Origin of the sequence: Acinetobacter sp. YH01025 (assembly GCF_013420185.1) — a bacterium.
Classification (GTDB): domain Bacteria; phylum Pseudomonadota; class Gammaproteobacteria; order Pseudomonadales; family Moraxellaceae; genus Acinetobacter; species Acinetobacter indicus.
Genome location: NZ_VOYR01000001.1, coordinates 83,036 through 99,272, shown reverse-complemented (window position 1 = coordinate 99,272; position 16,237 = coordinate 83,036). Strand labels below are relative to the sequence as shown.

Sequence of the window (16,237 nt, the reverse complement as noted above, 5' to 3'; positions counted from 1 at the left end):
TCGAATCTCCTGTTATTCAACTACGATCGCAAGCGCGTCATTGATGAGCTGAGCTTGTTGTTTTGCATGCAAATATGGTGAACCACACGCTGGAGCGGCAGAAGCCTCACGACCAGCAAAGCTGATACGAACCTGTTTACCAGCTTTCATCACGTCATCATATAGACGCGGCGCGATGAACAACCAAGCACCTTGGTTCTTCGGTTCTTCCTGAGTCCAAACCAGTTCTTTCACGTTTGGATAAGCTTCAAGAATTTCCGCAATGCGTTGTTCTGGGTATGGATACAACTGTTCAATACGAACAATTGCCGTGTTGTTCAATTCTTTTTCACGACGTTTTTCAAGCAGGTCGTAATACACTTTACCACCACAAAGTACCAGACGGGTCACGTCGGCCTTGTTGATGTTGCTGTCGATTTCGTCAATCACGGTCTGGAAGGTACCAGTTGCCAGCTCATCAAGAGATGAAGTTGCCAGCTTGTGACGCAGCAATGATTTCGGTGACATCACAATCATTGGCTTACGGATTGGACGAATTGCCTGACGACGTAAAGCGTGGAAAATCTGTGCTGGTGTAGTCGGGGTAATCACTTGCATGTTGTCTTCAGCACACAGCTGTAAGAAACGTTCTAAACGTGCAGATGAGTGTTCCGGACCTTGACCTTCAAAGCCGTGTGGCAGCAACATGGTTAAACCACATACACGTTCCCACTTGGTTTCACCAGAGGCGATGAACTGGTCAATCACCACTTGCGCACAGTTAGCGAAGTCACCAAATTGTGCTTCCCAAATGATCAGACCGTGTGGAATCGTGGTCGCATAACCATATTCAAATGCCAGTACCGCCATTTCAGACAATAGCGAGTCATATAAAGCAAAACGCGGCTGGTTTTCTTTCACATGGCACAATGGAATATAAGTTTCGCCATCAACCTGGTTATGCAGTTTGGCATGACGGTGCGAGAAGGTACCACGACCTACGTCTTCACCAGTAATACGTACCAGGTAACCCTGATCTAGCAGTGTTGCATAGGCTAGAGTTTCAGCAGCACCCCAGTTCAGCGGCATTTCGCCGGTCTGCATTTTCAGACGTTCGTCAATCACTTTAGACACCTGACGCTGCATCACGAAACCTTCTGGAAGTTTACGCATGCCTTCACCAAGCTCTTTTAAGCGCTCAGCCGGGAAAGTGGTATCCCATTCGTCAGTGTATTCATGGCCCAGGTACGGCGTCCAGTCCACAAACATTTTCTTGTTCGGTTCAAGAACCAGCGCATTGGCAACGTGATTACCTGCTTCAAGATCGGCACGGTAGTCTTCAACCATTTGGTCTGCAGCAGCGCGATCTAATACGCCCTGTTGTACTAGTTGGTCTGCATACAAAGTACGTGTAGTGGCTTTCTTGTTGATCACCTGATACATCAGTGGCTGGGTTGCAGATGGCTCATCCGCTTCGTTGTGACCACGACGACGGTAACAGAACAGGTCAATCACTACGTCTTTACGGAAAGTATGACGGAAGTCGTGTGCCAATTGCGTTACGAAGATTACTGCTTCAGGATCATCACCATTCACGTGGAATACTGGCGCCTGAACCATTTTCGCGATGTCGGTACAGTATTCTGTAGAACGCGCATCACGTGGATCAGAGGTAGTGAAACCAACCTGGTTGTTAATTACGATGTGCACAGTACCACCCACGGTATAACCGCGTGTTTGTGACATCTGGAAAGTTTCCTGGTTCACGCCCTGACCTGCAAATGCAGCATCACCATGTACGATTAATGGCAATACGTCATCGCCACCAATGTCTTTACGACGTACTTGACGGGCACGTACCGAACCTTCAACCACAGGTCCAACAATTTCAAGGTGCGACGGGTTAAACGCCAATGCCAAGTGAACTTCGCCACCTGGGGTCATTACGTTAGATGAGAAACCTTGGTGGTACTTAACGTCACCCGAACCTTTCTTGTGTAAAGATTTACCTTCGAACTCGCCAAACAGGTCAGCCGGGTTTTTACCCATGATGTTAACCAGCAAGTTCAGACGGCCACGGTGTGGCATACCAATCACGACTTCTTTACAACCAACCGCACCGGCACGTTGAATTAGTTCGTTAACCATTGGAATGAAAGATTCACCACCTTCCACACCAAAGCGTTTTGCACCAACGTATTTATTACCTAAATATTTTTCCAGACCTTCAGCGGCAGTTAAACGCTCAAGGAAGTGTTTTTTCTGTTCTGCATTGAAGCCATACTGACCACGGGCACTTTCAAGACGCTGTTGAATCCAGCGTTTCTCTTTGGTGTCAACAATGTGCATGTACTCTGCACCAATTGAACCGCAGTAAGTTGCTTCCATCGCTTCAACCATTTCGCCCAGCGTGGTATCTGTTTTACCAATCGCCAGGTTGCCTGTGTTGAATACGGTATCTAAATCAGATTTGGTTAAACCGTGCGCAGCAAGATCAAGATCTGGCACTTCTTCGCGTTTTGCCAAACCTAGCGGATCTAATTTTGCTTTTTGGTGACCACGATTACGATACGCTGCGATCAGTTGCAGGACGCCTATTTGACGACGTTCATGCTCAGAGCTTACCGCGCTTTGAGCCACAGACTGAATACGATTTGAGTTGCGACCCAATAAAAGGAATTGCTCACGTACATTGCTATGAGGTTGATCACCTTTTGGGAATTTATCGAAGTACACTCTCCAGTCTTCACCAACTGACTCTGGAGACGTTAAATACTGCTCATAAAGTTCTTCAATATACGCTGCACTATCAGCGGAAAGTTCAGTGTCAAGACGCAGAGCGTCAGCAACTTCTTGCATTTGTGGACCCATTTCCTATTGCAAAAACATTTTTCAGGATGCTTTTTAAGCAAAACCCATGATTGATAATGTCAAATTGGTAACATGACATTCGTCCCCATTCGACAACTGTCATGAGGCGTTATCACTACATTAGGACTACCCAATGTGAATAATGAATCATAACGCCCTGATTGGCATCATCACTCATTTTATACTCGGCCAAAACCGAGCAATTTTTTTGCAAATCGACTTAGAAAAATTAATTCGGCAAATTAGCTTTTCTAAATAGGTTTACTCTAATTTCTGGCTTTCTACATCTCTTTAAATGTTGAAAAAATGTACATAAATTCAACCTCAATTTTTAAATATAGAAGTTTATTAATCGTAACATGATCTCCAACTCTCAATTGATTTTTTTGACGTATACCCCCTATAAATTGGCGAAATACAAGAAACATATTTTGCTCTAACATATGGTGCTTTATTTAATAATTAGAAGCAATTAAGACCAAAGTCCAACGGCTTCTTTATTCCATAAAACAAAAGAGAGCACATCTTTCAATCTGCCCTCTTCAACTTGCGTTATATAATAACATCTTGCACCACTTTTTGCAGTCTCATGCCCCATTTCTGGGCGTATTAAAACAAAATACCATCACTCTATTACACTTTTTTAGAAGATTGATTTAAAACTATTCACCTGCACTTTTCATACCCAGTTTGTATGCAGCAATGCATCTCATCAGACCAACCCCATTCAAGTGTTCAATAAAACAGCATAAAAAAAGCACATCCAGAGATGTGCTTTTTGAATTCACCAAACTGGCGTTCAGATTAACCCGCAGTATCCAGAAGCATGTTACGGATGTGACCGATTGCTTTGGTTGGGTTCAGACCTTTCGGACAAACTGACACACAGTTCATGATGCCTTTACAACGGAACAGCGAGAACGGGTCATCAAGACGCGCCAGACGCTCTTGAGTTGCAGTATCACGTGAATCGATGATGAAGCGGTAAGCATTCAACAGCGCTGAAGGACCCAGGAATTTGTCCGGGTTCCACCAGAATGATGGGCATGAAGTTGAACAGCATGCACATAAAATACATTCATACAAGCCATCTAGGTGCTCACGGTCTTCCTGAGACTGTAAACGCTCTTTTGGTGGCGCAGGCTGGTTGTTGATCAAGAATGGCTGAATCTTGTTGTACTGGTCGTAGAACTGATTCATATCAACAACTAGGTCTTTGATCACTGGCAGACCTGGTAATGGACGAATGGTGATTTCATTTGGTAAATCGTTCAGGTTCCAAAGACACGCCAAACCGTTTTTACCATTGATGTTTACACCATCAGAACCACAAATACCTTCGCGGCAAGAACGACGGAACGTTAAAGTTTCGTCTTGTACTTTCAACGCCAAAAGTGCGTCAAGCAACATACGATGCTTATCAGTCAATTCCAGCTTGAATGTTTGCATGTACGGTGCTTTATCCTTATCAGGATCGTAGCGGTAGATATGAAATGTACGAGTACCTCTACTCATCTTGTTTCTCCTGATTAGAATGTACGTGGTTTAGGTGGAATAGCTGCAACAGAAAGCGGCTTGTAACGTACTGGTTTGTACTCAAGACGGTTGTCTGCAGAGAACCACAGAGTGTGCTTCATCCACTCATCATCACGACGACCATAAGAATAAGTCGGGTGATCTGGTGGTAATTCAAAGTCTACAACAGTGTGCGCACCACGACATTCTTTACGCGCAGCAGCAGAAATCAAGGTTGCTTTTGCGACTTCGTATAGGTTTTCAACTTCTAATGCTTCTACACGTGCAGTGTTGAAGACTTTAGATTTGTCTTTCAGGTGGATATTGCGAACACGTGGTTCAAGCGCAAGAATCTGTTTCACACCTTCTTCAAGCAATGCTGAAGTACGGAATACACCTGCGTGATCCTGAACGATGTTACGAATTGCATCCGCAACTTCTTGAGCGTTTTCACCTGAAGTTGATTCGTCAAGTTTACGAATACGGTTCAGCGTGTTTTCAAGTACAGTTGTAGGTAGTGGTTCGTACTCGCCATCGTGCTGTTTAGTTACATACTCAATGATATGTTGACCAGCCGCTTTACCAAATACCACCAGGTCAAGCAGTGAGTTAGTACCTAAACGGTTTGCACCGTGTACAGATACACATGAACATTCACCAATTGCATAGAAACCTTTTACAGGTTTCGCAAAGTCACGGCCTTCTGCATTTGTAGAATATGTGTCAGTGTCTTTGTCGTAGTTAGCAACCAGTGGAGTCGTTTCACGAGATTCTGGAACAACAACCTGACCATGAATGTTGGTCGGAATACCACCCATTTGGTAATGGATTGTTGGTACAACCGGAATTGGCTCTTTGGTACAGTCAACGTTCGCGAATTTCTTGCCAATCTCGAATACAGATGGCAGACGTTTCATGATCGTGTCAGCACCCAGGTGCGTCATATCCAGCAAGATGTAGTCTTTGTTTGGACCACAACCACGGCCTTCTTTAATTTCCTGGTCCATAGAACGTGATACGAAGTCACGTGGCGCCAAGTCTTTTAAAGTAGGAGCATAACGTTCCATGAACGGTTCGCCAGAATCGTTACGAAGGATACCACCCTCACCACGACAGCCTTCCGTTAACAATACGCCTGCGCCCGCAACACCTGTTGGGTGGAATTGCCAGAATTCCATATCCTGTAATGGAATACCTGCACGAGCAGCCATACCAAGACCGTCACCCGTGTTGATATACGCGTTAGTAGAGGCACGGTAAACACGACCTGCACCACCAGTAGCGAATAGCGTCGCTTTAGCTTGGAATACCGCAATTTTACCTGTTTCCTGGTCAATTGCAGTTACACCCAGTACGTCGCCTGCTTCGTTACGGATCAAATCAAGAGCAATCCATTCTACGAAGAATTGAGTACCCATTTTCACGTTGCTTTGATAAAGTGTGTGAAGAAGTGCGTGACCTGTACGGTCAGCTGCAGCACATGCACGTGGAACCGCTTTTTCACCGTAGTTTGCAGAGTGACCACCGAATGGACGTTGGTAAATTGTACCGTCTGCGTTACGGTCAAATGGCATACCCAAGTGTTCTAATTCATAAACCACTTGTGGCGCTTCACGCGTCATGAATTCAATCGCGTCTTGGTCGCCTAACCAGTCAGAACCTTTAACCGTGTCATAGAAGTGGTAGTGCCAGTTATCTTCTTGCATGTTACCAAGAGATGCACCAATACCACCTTGCGCTGCAACTGTGTGCGAACGTGTTGGGAATACTTTGGTCAGTACTGCAACTTTCAAACCCGCTTGAGCAAGTTGGTAAGATGCACGCATACCTGAACCACCACCACCAACGATGACTGCGTCAAAAAATTGGTGTGGAATATTTGAATAATCTTCTTTAGGGTTAATCGCGCCCATGATATCTTCCTATCAATTCGCCCAGAAAATCTGGATTGCCCAGATTGCGTATGCAAAAACAGCAATAATCACTGCTGAAGTCAGCACTAGGCGTAAACCTGAAGCTGAAGGACCCATCTGACGAGTAGTCACGTAATCTGTGAATACCTGCCACATACCAATCCATGCGTGTGCAACAAGAGATAAGACTGCCAATAAAGATAAAATCTTCATTGGTAATGTCATCATAAAGCCGTACCACTGTTCAAAGTTAAATCCGCCATTCAGCAGAATCCAACCAAATACCACAACGGTATAAACAGCAAGAACAACAGCACTTACGCGTTGGATAAACCAGTCGCGAGAACCTGAACCCGTTAAACCTGTAGCACTTTTCATTAGAGAACAATCCATACAAAGGCTGCGAGAATACCAATCGCAGACAAGACTAATGCGATAGTAGCTGCAACACGACCACTTTGCAGTTCCTCTGCAACACCAAGGTCAGCAAGTAAATGCTTGACACCAGCGATGAAGTGATAGATTAATCCGGCTACAAATACCCATACGATAAAGCGGACAAAGAAACCGTTAAAGATTTCCTGTACTTCTGCAAAACCTTCTGGCGAAGACAAAGACTTGTCTAATAACCAAAGAAGTACCGGTACGAGTAAAAATACGATGACACCTGAAAGACGGTGTAAAATTGATGCAATAGCCACAGGTGATTTTAAGTTTACTGATAAAACTTGACCCATGGACAAATTGACAGGTCTGTTGCTTTTCACAGCGGGCATCCTGTAAGTAAAAACTCCATCCGGAGTTTGTTGGAATTAATTCGAAGGAAAGCTGGCATTGCTAGGCATTCGAATGCCTATATTCAAAACGACACTGAATTATAAAACGTCAACTATTAAAATACAAACAACCGCACTGGGCTTTTTGAACAAAAAATCCTTAAATAAGAATCATTAACAAATAGGTAATTTATGAAACACATCAACCGGATACATCTTTAAGGCATCATCTCACTGTTTTTTATTAATTTATTTTATATTTCTGCTATTGGTTTTAGCTATAATTGCAATTTTCACCGGACTGAAATATTTAGACTAAAGCAGCACAGTAAATGTCTAGACACTATATTATTGAATCTTTTCACTTTATCTTTGGGTGCCTGAATATTTTTTCCTTGAATATTTGCTATCAGGCAAACAACATGAAATATTTTCAGCGCCCTGCCCGTGCTTCCCGCTTCAGGCCGGCATTTGGATTTTGAGTCTTGCAAAAGCTGACAGATTGCTCTGACTTTACTTGCAATTTCAGCGCATCAGAACAAGTTAACTGGCTGAATGGCTGATTTAATCAGCTATTTTTTAACCAGTTAAACCTAAAAAAATGACAGACTTAGCGCTTTTATTTATGAATAACAAAGCAGCAGCAGAACCGGCAAAGCCCAGCTAAGTTATGAAAAACAGATACATTTCGGAAAGCTTAAAATTCCAGCAGCCTGGCTTTTCAAGAGCTTTTAACGCTAAAAAATTGCTTACAATTAAAGCATTCCTATTATTTTTTTCTGCACCTGTCCGGGAATTTGACTTATTATAGCGCGTCGGTGCTGTGATTTTACTCAGTTTTTCATACGAATATTTTTTGACTAAGCTGCTGTGTCAGCGTCACTTTTTATCCATAAGTATAATTGACAAAATTTCAGTACACACTAATCTTATAGCAAATTTTCGATCCGTCTGATTCGCGCATTAAAAGATTGATACTACGAGTCAGATCAACATTCACCAGGACAGGAGATCTATTGAATGTCTGAAGCAACTGGCAAGAAAGCCGTTTTACAGCTTGATGGCAAAGAAATTGAATTACCAATTTACAGCGGCACATTGGGCCCAGATGTAATTGACGTTAAGGATGTGTTGGCTGCAGGTCACTTTACTTTTGATCCTGGTTTTATGGCGACAGCTTCTTGTGAATCTAAGATCACATTCATTGACGGTAACAAAGGTGTTCTGTTACACCGCGGTTACCCGATTGATCAATTGGCGACTAAAGCTGATTACCTGGAAACTTGCTACCTGTTATTAAACGGCGAGCTTCCAACAGCTGAGCAAAAAGAAGAATTTGACGCGAAAGTTCGTAACCACACCATGGTTCACGACCAAGTTAGCCGCTTCTATAACGGTTTCCGTCGTGATGCGCATCCTATGGCGATCATGGTTGGTGTTGTGGGTGCATTATCTGCGTTCTATCACAACAACCTGGACATCGAAGATGTTAACCACCGTGAAATCACTGCGATCCGTTTAATCGCGAAGATTCCTACTTTAGCGGCTTGGAGCTACAAGTACACTGTGGGTCAACCATTCGTTTACCCACGTAACGACTTAAGCTACGCTGAAAACTTCCTGTACATGATGTTTGCTACGCCTGCAGACCGTGACTACAAAGTGAACCCGATTCTTGCCAAAGCAATGGACCGTATCTTCACTCTTCACGCTGACCACGAGCAAAACGCGTCTACATCTACAGTACGTTTAGCGGGTTCTACCGGTGCTAACCCTTATGCTTGTATCGCTGCGGGTATCTCTGCACTTTGGGGTCCTGCGCACGGTGGTGCGAACGAAGCAGTTCTTAAGATGCTGGATGAAATCGGCACTGTAGAAAACGTTGCTGGCTTCATGGAAAAAGTGAAGACTAAAGAAGTTAAACTGATGGGCTTCGGTCACCGTGTTTACAAAAACTTCGACCCACGCGCGAAAGTAATGAAAGAGACTTGCGACGAAGTTCTTGGTGCATTAGGTATCAACGATCCACAATTAGCGTTAGCAATGGAACTTGAGCGTATCGCGCTTTCTGACGAATACTTCATCAAGCGTAACCTGTATCCAAACGTAGACTTCTACTCTGGTATCATCCTGAAAGCGATTGGTATTCCGACAGAAATGTTTACTGTGATCTTCGCGCTTGCACGTACAGTTGGTTGGATCAGCCACTGGTTAGAAATGCACAGCGGTCCTTACAAGATCGGTCGTCCTCGTCAGCTTTACACTGGCGAAGTTCAACGCGACATCAACCGTTAATCCGGTTCGCGTTCAACGACGAAAAAACCACCCGTTTGGGTGGTTTTTTTATGGACATTCAAACTAAATGCGCGTTTCGACCAGACCGAGGCAACGCCAATATTCAGCGCAAAAGTACGTTAAGCTACCTGATAATGCTCCAGATCTAGGCGCTGTAAACGTCGCTTTAACTCGGCCAGTGACCACGGCCAGGCGGCAAAGTTGCGACCATTCTGGTCCAGATAATAACTTTGACAGCCGCCACGGTTAAACACAGTTTTCTGCACATGAGTCTGTACTTTGGCATTGTGGTATTTCAGCACATCCGGCTTGATTTCAATGCGCTTTAAGCCCTTGGCTTTCATTTGCAATAAACCACTGACAATATAGTCCAGTTGCGCTTCAGCAATGCCAATAAAGGAATCATAGACCAGAATATTCGGCCCGAGCACCAAAAAGGCATTGGGTAAATGCTGGATACTGGTGCCCAAAAAGGCTTCGGGTGAACTGCTCTGCCACAGCTCGGAAAGTCGTTGGCCTTGGGCATTCTGCACACGGCGACCAATCGGTGGATGTGACACCTCAAAGCCCGTTCCCCAGATAATCACATCGACCTCATGCCGGTCACCATTGGCGGAAATCACCGTATTGCCTTCAATTTCCACCAAGCCATGCGGAATTAAAGTGCTATTCGGGGCCTGCAAGGCCGGATAATAATCATTGGCAAACAGTAAACGCTTACAGCCGACCGAAAAATTGGGGGTAACCGCCTGACGTAAAGCCGGATCTTTGACCTGTAATTTTAACAGCTGCCGGCTGAGTACATTCACGGGCTCCAACAAAGGTGGATGACGCAGGCCAAAATTAATCAGATTCAAAGATTGCGATACCGCACCGCGCCAACGCTGCTGGATGGCCGGAAACTTGGCCAGTGTACTTTTCATCACCTGATTCAGAGGCAGATCAGGCTTTGGCAGGACCCACGGCGCTGTACGCTGGAAAATATATAACTCTTTGGCCAGAGGCTGAATTTTCGGAATAAACTGAATGGCCGAGGCGCCGGTGCCAATGACCGCAATGCGTTTACCACGCAGGTCATAGGCATGGTTCCAGCGTGCCGAATGGAACATTTCGCCCTTAAAACTGTCGATACCTTTAATTTTCGGCAGTTGCGGCTCGGTAATCGGGCCGGTAGAGAAAATCACGGTTCTGGCCCGATATCGCCCTTTGCTGGTGTTGAGCTCCCACATCTGTTCAGTCTCATTCCAGCGTGCATCTTGCAGTTCATTATGAAATTCAATCTTGGCATATAGCTGAAAACGGGTCGCCACATCTTCCAGATAACGCAGGATTTCCGGCTGCTTGGCAAATAAATGACTCCAGCCATGACTTGGCGCAAAGGAAAAAGAATATAAGGCCGAGGGCACATCACAACCACAACCCGGATAGGTATTGTCCCGCCAGGTGCCTCCTACCCGGCCGGCTTTTTCCAGCACCAGATAATCCTGATAGCCAGCCTGATTCAGTTTATAGGCCGCTGCCAGACCGGAAATACCCGCCCCAATAATAATGGTGTCATAGACCCGGCTTGGCATAGTAGTTGATCTACCGCGCTGCTCAGTTGTTTGAGAATTTGGCTGATTGGCCCCTGCCCTTGCTGATGCTGCACTGGCACTTTTGGCTTTTCGACTAGGCTTTTTGAGCACAAGATCGGCCGGCTCAGCGACCGTTTGCAACGTGACTTGATCATCTTGTTTCATTTTTTTCTACTCAGGATTTTTGTACATATTTATTGAATAATGGATAACCCACACCCAGCAGCTTGGTATATAAACGCGGCGCGGCACGCTTGAACCACCAGAACAGTTTGGCATCTGGCTGTGGAATGGTATACAGCTCGCCCCGGTCTAAATTGTTTAAGGTCTGCGCTACCACCTGCTCACAGCTGACAAAGGCATGATGGGTCAGCAAATGATCTGCCAGTCCCGAATAATGCGCAGGCAAACGGCCATTTTTCATGATATTGGTCGGCACCAGCGTTGGGCATAACACATTGATGCGAATATTGGCGCCACGTAACTCGGCAGACAGGGTTTCAGACAAGGCCAGTACGCTGGACTTGCTGACGTTATAGGCGGTCATTTCCGGCACTGCGGTATAACCAGCAGCCGAAGCGACATTAATAATCGCACCACCACCCTGCTGTTTCAGTTTCGGTACGAAATAATGACAACCGTGGATCACGCCCCATAAGTTGACCTGCATACACCATTGCCAGTCGGCCAGGCTGACTTCATCAAACTTGCCACCCAGCCCCACACCGGCATTATTGATCAGCAAAGTCACCGGATGGCCCAACAGCTGTTCAGACTGTTCAGCCAGTTGCTGCACCTGCTCGGCCACACCCACATCACATTGCAACGCAAAGGCCGCAGTAGCAAACTGGTGTTCAATCTGCTTGGCGGTTGCTTGAGCCGCCGCCAGATTGATATCGGCACAGATCACGCTGCCACCACGCTTGGCCAGTTCCAGCGCAAAACTGCGTCCAATCCCACTGCCTGCACCGGTCACCACCGCATAGGCCTGCTGGCTCAGTCGCACTTTTTTTGCAAATAATCCCATCATCCTTCTTCATCCTTACACTTTGAGCGCCGGGGTAAATTCCTTGACGAAATACGGCGTTAACACCCCGCTTTCCGGATGCAGCAAACGTTCCTTGTAATAGGCTAAAAAGGCCGAAGTATCATGGTCATTCGGATGAAAACCGGGACGCAGATAATCCAGAATATGCGCCCAGCTACTGCCATACACGCCATCTTGCAGACCAAAAATCAGCTTGATGCTACGCGGCAGGTCTTTCCAGTAACTCAGGCTAAACAAATTAGACGGTTTGCGATAAAACGGCACCAGCAGCGAGGCAATGGAAATCAGCACCAGGATGGTGATGAGCGCCGGGAAGAAACCGGCAATGCGCAAGCCATAACTGTTGGATAAAGACTGGAACACATCATAGGCAATGTCTTTGTGTTCCGATTCTTCCAGCATGTGCCACATCCAGATGGCACGCTGCTTTTCATCATGCGACTGGAAGAAAATTTCCTCATGATTCATCATGTACTCGGCCAGCACCGCGGTGAAATGTTCAATGCCAGCCATCAGCGACAGTTTCATCGGCTGTGGCAAACGGTTAAAGCCGTGATCAAAGACAAATCTGGCCCAGGAACGGAACAGCTCAACCGGCAGATCGGCATCCCGAAAGGCATCATTCAGCTCTTCATGCAATCTGGAATGTAGCGCCTCCTGGCCAATTAGGGAGGTGACCCGCTTTTTTAGCACGGGATCATTTAACAGCTCACGATGATAACGCGCGGTGTCAATCACCAGATCTTCGCCATAGGTCAGGAAAATCGACAGCGAGGCAAAATAGGCACTGGCCAGTTCGGCATTCAAGTAAAATTTGGGGTCTATTTCTTCGGCCTTAAAGTCGAATTTCATATGCCGGATTGGGAGGGCAGCCGACTGTTTCTCGGCATCAAAAGGTGTCGCGCTGAAAAAATGGCGAACAGGCTGAGGTAAAAACTGAGCAATCTGCATGGCTATTCTCTTTGTTTTGTCCATTTGAGCCAGGTCAAGACACCGTGGTCATCGACCTGAATGAGACCAAAACTAAGCCAGCCCTGCATTGAAACCAGTTGCCAAAATCGTCATAAAATTGGCAAATCGTGACTTTAAAAAATATTGTCTGACAATTTGCTCACACTTTTTTCCGCAGAGCTCATTTCCTTGTCAATTGGGGTCAGCGCCTATTTGGACACTCTGTCACTGCGGTTACTGGGCAGATAACGCACTTTGCGTTCTTTGGACTGATAAATCCACTGATGATCGAACAGGCCCTGATTCAGATGTTCAAAACGGAAGTTACCAATCGCTACCGCATAAAAACCGGTGCCCTGCTGTTTCTGCTGCTCGACTTGGGCCATCAGTTCTGTCGGTAACTGCCCCATGATGAAATCGGACACCACCAGCACATCGGCATTGTGAAAATTTGGCTGGGCCAGCATCGACAGGGCATGTTCGATGGCGGGAATAACATCGGTGCCGCCATGAAAAGACTGGCTAAGAAAGTGAATCAGATCATCCAGCGAATAGCCTTCGAGTAAATTCAGGCTGGTCAGCTGGGTCGAGAAGTTAATCAGATACATCGGGCGTTTGGCTTTCATGGCCTGAATTGCCAGATACAGACTCATGGCTTTGGCAATCAGCTCCGGCTGGCCGTGCATGGAACCGCTGGTGTCCAGACACAAAATCATCGGGCCTTTTTGCCCCAGACGCTTGTGCCGTGCTGTTTGATCCTGAATTACCCGACTGCTGTGCTGACCTTGCAGGTTAAAGCTCATCAGGTTGGATTCCAGATATTTCAGGTCAAATAAAAGCGCCAGATCGGGATCGGCCAGTAAGGCCAGCTCGCTCGGCAGCGCCAGATTCAAATCCTGCGCCAGCTGAATGCCGGTAATTTCTTCGTGCCAATGCTGCTCCAGCAATTCCAGCTCCTGCTCTGGCCGATGCTGCTGCACGGCCTGGCGCGGATAATGTGCAGGCTGGGCAGAACCGATTTTCTGACACAAGGCTTGCAGCTCACGATCCTCCTGCAAATAGCTGGCCCATTGCTCAAACTGCTGGATATCCTGTGGTTGTAACTGGCCTCTGGAATAGTCAATAAAAATACCGGTTTCGATGCCGGTGGCATCTTTGTATTTGGCCAGTCGCTGCATCTGGCTGAGAAAATCGCGAATCTCATCCAGAAAAGCATCCCGCTGCAAGGCCAGCTGCTCAAATTCCCAATGAGCAATGGCTTCGGTCAGTTTACGTTGCCATTTTTCTGTTAATAACTGTGCCTGTAGCTCGCGCTGTCCGGCAGAGAAAGTAGCGCTTTGAGTCCAAAACGGGCTTAAATCAGGCAGCCCCAGCTGAGCCTGAAAATCCTGATATTGCACCTGCATCTGCTGAAACTCGGCGCTATTGATGGAGGGCTGCGCCAGCCAGTGTTCCAGTTGCTGCTGCACTTCCCTATAAGGATGCTGCTGATCGAGACTGGATTTGGCCTGATAGGCCCAGGCCCGGACTTTATCATCCAGATGCTGACTGACTTTCTGATCATCCAGCCAGTGTTTTAAGGAGGAGTCGGCTAGTTCCTGATACAGCTGTCCGGTCAACTGCTCTAACGCTGTATGCTGACGCTGATGCTGCTGCAGGTCTAGCCTTGACATAGCTGTTCCAGCCGCGCGCAGTCTTGCAGTTGCAGCTGATAGCGCTGTAACTGCTGCTGCACATGCTGTTGTAACTGGGCACTGTCGGCGGCGGCAACAAAGACTGAAGCAAAATGTGCTGACTGGGCATCAAAACGCTGCTGTAACAGGGCTAAGTCTTCGCTCAGTGCATTTTGTAGCTGGGCAAGCTCTCCCCGCAACTGCTGCACCAACTTTTCATCAATGACACGGCGTGCGCTGCCTTTCGGGTATTTAATATACGGTGTGACCACTTCTTCCAGCCCATAATAGCCGCCTTTTAAGGTACAGAGCCGGCCGCCATTAAAGTTACACACGATGCCGCGAATTTCCTCACCGGAAGCATCCACAGCAAAGAAATCCTGTTTGCTGTCCATTTTATTTAATAACAGATACAGCACTTTATCCTGATAATGATGATCCAGGTGAGTCACTGCTCTTAAGTACTCCTTGTCCTGAATCAGATAGCTTTCATAGACATCATCGGTATAGTAAAAAGCGTTCAGCATCTGCTGTTCCAGCTCGTCTTTGCGCTGAATTAGTGACTCCAATTGCAAATCGGCATGCAAGCCAATCTCCAGAATGGCCTGATCAATCAGCTTGTGCATCTCCCGAATATCTTCCAGCTGATTCCACAGGCAGGATTTCAGAAGATACAGATCACTGACCAAGACCTGCGGCCGGCCATTTAAAAATGCCGCAGCTTTGAGCAGATAGGCTACACGTTGCCAGCGCCGGTCCGAAATATAGACCGACAAGCCATCGACATGCTGCTGTAAATACTGGCGAATCAGATCAATCACCTGTAATACCAAAGCCGGCAGCTCAATTTCATGAATCTGTTCGCGCCATTCGGCCAGCTCGGCCTGGGTAATTTTAAGTGATTCATCAAGCTGTAAATGAGCACTGCCCGGTTTGGCTTGTAGCAGCTGATGAAAATTGCCGGCCTGCTGAATGGGTTCGACCACCAGACGCAAAATAAAACGGTCATACAGCGCATCCAGTCCCTGATTCGGTTCAGGAATTTCATTGGATGCACCAATCAGCACACTGAAGGGCACCTGCTGCAGCTGCTCGCCATTTTTAAAGACTTTTTCATTCACCAAAGTCAGCAAGGTATTTAAAATGGCCGGGCTGGCCTTCCAGATTTCATCCAGAAAAGCAAAATCGGCACAGGGCAGATAATGCTCGGTTTTACGGATATAGTGATCTTCTTTTAGAGCTTTAATTGACACCGGGCCAAAAATTTCTTCCGGGGTACTAAAGCGGTTCATCAAATATTCAAAATAGGCATCGACCTCAAAAGCGGCTGCAACCCGTCTGGAAATCAGGCTTTTGGCCGTGCCCGGCAAGCCGTATAAAAAGGTATGACTGCCGGCCACAGCGGCCAGCAAGGTTTGTGCGATCACCTGTTCACGTTCATACATCTGCTGGGACATTTGCGAAATAAGTGTATGAATACGTGCTTTCATCGAATACCTGAACGTGCGCGAAAAACTGCATTGTAACGGTTTGCGGAAATGAAGAAAAACCGGCAAGCCACCGCAGATGAAATTTTTGCTACAAATTTACCTGCCAGTTTTGTTATAACTGGGAAAATTGAATGGCCCGACCTGATCTTTCA

General features: G+C 46.4%; 11 protein-coding genes. 1 reads left to right on the top strand and 10 read right to left on the bottom strand.

Annotated elements, in window-relative coordinates; all coding sequences use genetic code 11:
• Positions 1–12: 12 nt before the first annotated feature.
• From FTT89_RS00460 to sdhC, 5 genes are all read right to left on the bottom strand, one after another.
• A complete protein-coding gene (locus tag FTT89_RS00460) occupies positions 13–2,838 on the bottom strand; it encodes a 2-oxoglutarate dehydrogenase E1 component (protein WP_180006796.1) in 2,826 nt (941 codons plus the stop codon).
• Between the two features lie 816 nt (positions 2,839–3,654).
• Entirely contained in the window at positions 3,655–4,365 is a 711-nt protein-coding gene (locus tag FTT89_RS00455; protein ID WP_005176256.1) for a succinate dehydrogenase iron-sulfur subunit, read from the bottom strand.
• Positions 4,366–4,379: 14 nt separating this feature from the next.
• The gene (locus tag FTT89_RS00450) at positions 4,380–6,278 is read right to left on the bottom strand and encodes an FAD-binding protein (RefSeq protein ID WP_005176254.1); all 1,899 of its coding nucleotides are present in this window, start codon (positions 6,276–6,278) and stop codon (positions 4,380–4,382) included.
• 12 nt (positions 6,279–6,290) lie between these two features.
• A complete protein-coding gene (sdhD, locus tag FTT89_RS00445; RefSeq protein WP_005176252.1) occupies positions 6,291–6,656 on the bottom strand; it encodes a succinate dehydrogenase, hydrophobic membrane anchor protein in 366 nt (121 codons plus the stop codon).
• The gene (gene sdhC, locus FTT89_RS00440) at positions 6,656–7,054 is read right to left on the bottom strand and encodes a succinate dehydrogenase, cytochrome b556 subunit (RefSeq protein ID WP_005176242.1); all 399 of its coding nucleotides are present in this window, start codon (positions 7,052–7,054) and stop codon (positions 6,656–6,658) included. Before sdhC ends, sdhD begins: the two co-directional genes overlap by 1 nt.
• Positions 7,055–8,074: 1,020 nt before the next feature.
• Here sdhC and gltA point away from each other — a divergent pair.
• Positions 8,075–9,349 (top strand): citrate synthase, encoded by a 1,275-nt coding sequence (gltA, locus tag FTT89_RS00435; RefSeq protein ID WP_005176240.1) that lies wholly within the window; start codon positions 8,075–8,077, stop codon positions 9,347–9,349.
• Positions 9,350–9,468: 119 nt separating this feature from the next.
• Here gltA and FTT89_RS00430 read toward each other — a convergent pair whose 3' ends face one another.
• From FTT89_RS00430 to FTT89_RS00410, 5 genes are all read right to left on the bottom strand, one after another.
• Positions 9,469–10,923 carry an NAD(P)/FAD-dependent oxidoreductase gene (locus FTT89_RS00430; protein ID WP_180056931.1) on the bottom strand — a complete coding sequence of 485 codons (1,455 nt, stop codon included), beginning with the start codon at positions 10,921–10,923 and terminating at the stop codon, positions 9,469–9,471.
• Between the two features lie 175 nt (positions 10,924–11,098).
• Positions 11,099–11,950: an SDR family oxidoreductase gene (locus FTT89_RS00425; RefSeq protein ID WP_180056933.1), complete on the bottom strand. Its 852-nt coding sequence runs from the start codon at positions 11,948–11,950 to the stop codon at positions 11,099–11,101.
• A 15-nt stretch (positions 11,951–11,965) separates the two neighbouring features.
• On the bottom strand, positions 11,966–12,922 hold the full coding sequence (locus FTT89_RS00420; protein WP_180056909.1) for a metal-dependent hydrolase: 957 nt from the start codon (positions 12,920–12,922) through the stop codon (positions 11,966–11,968).
• Between the two features lie 209 nt (positions 12,923–13,131).
• On the bottom strand, positions 13,132–14,595 hold the full coding sequence (locus FTT89_RS00415; protein WP_005176227.1) for a VWA domain-containing protein: 1,464 nt from the start codon (positions 14,593–14,595) through the stop codon (positions 13,132–13,134).
• Positions 14,583–16,085 (bottom strand): AAA family ATPase, encoded by a 1,503-nt coding sequence (locus FTT89_RS00410; RefSeq protein WP_180172638.1) that lies wholly within the window; start codon positions 16,083–16,085, stop codon positions 14,583–14,585. The genes FTT89_RS00415 and FTT89_RS00410 overlap by 13 nt, the downstream gene beginning before the upstream one ends.
• Between the last annotated feature and the right edge of the window lie 152 nt (positions 16,086–16,237).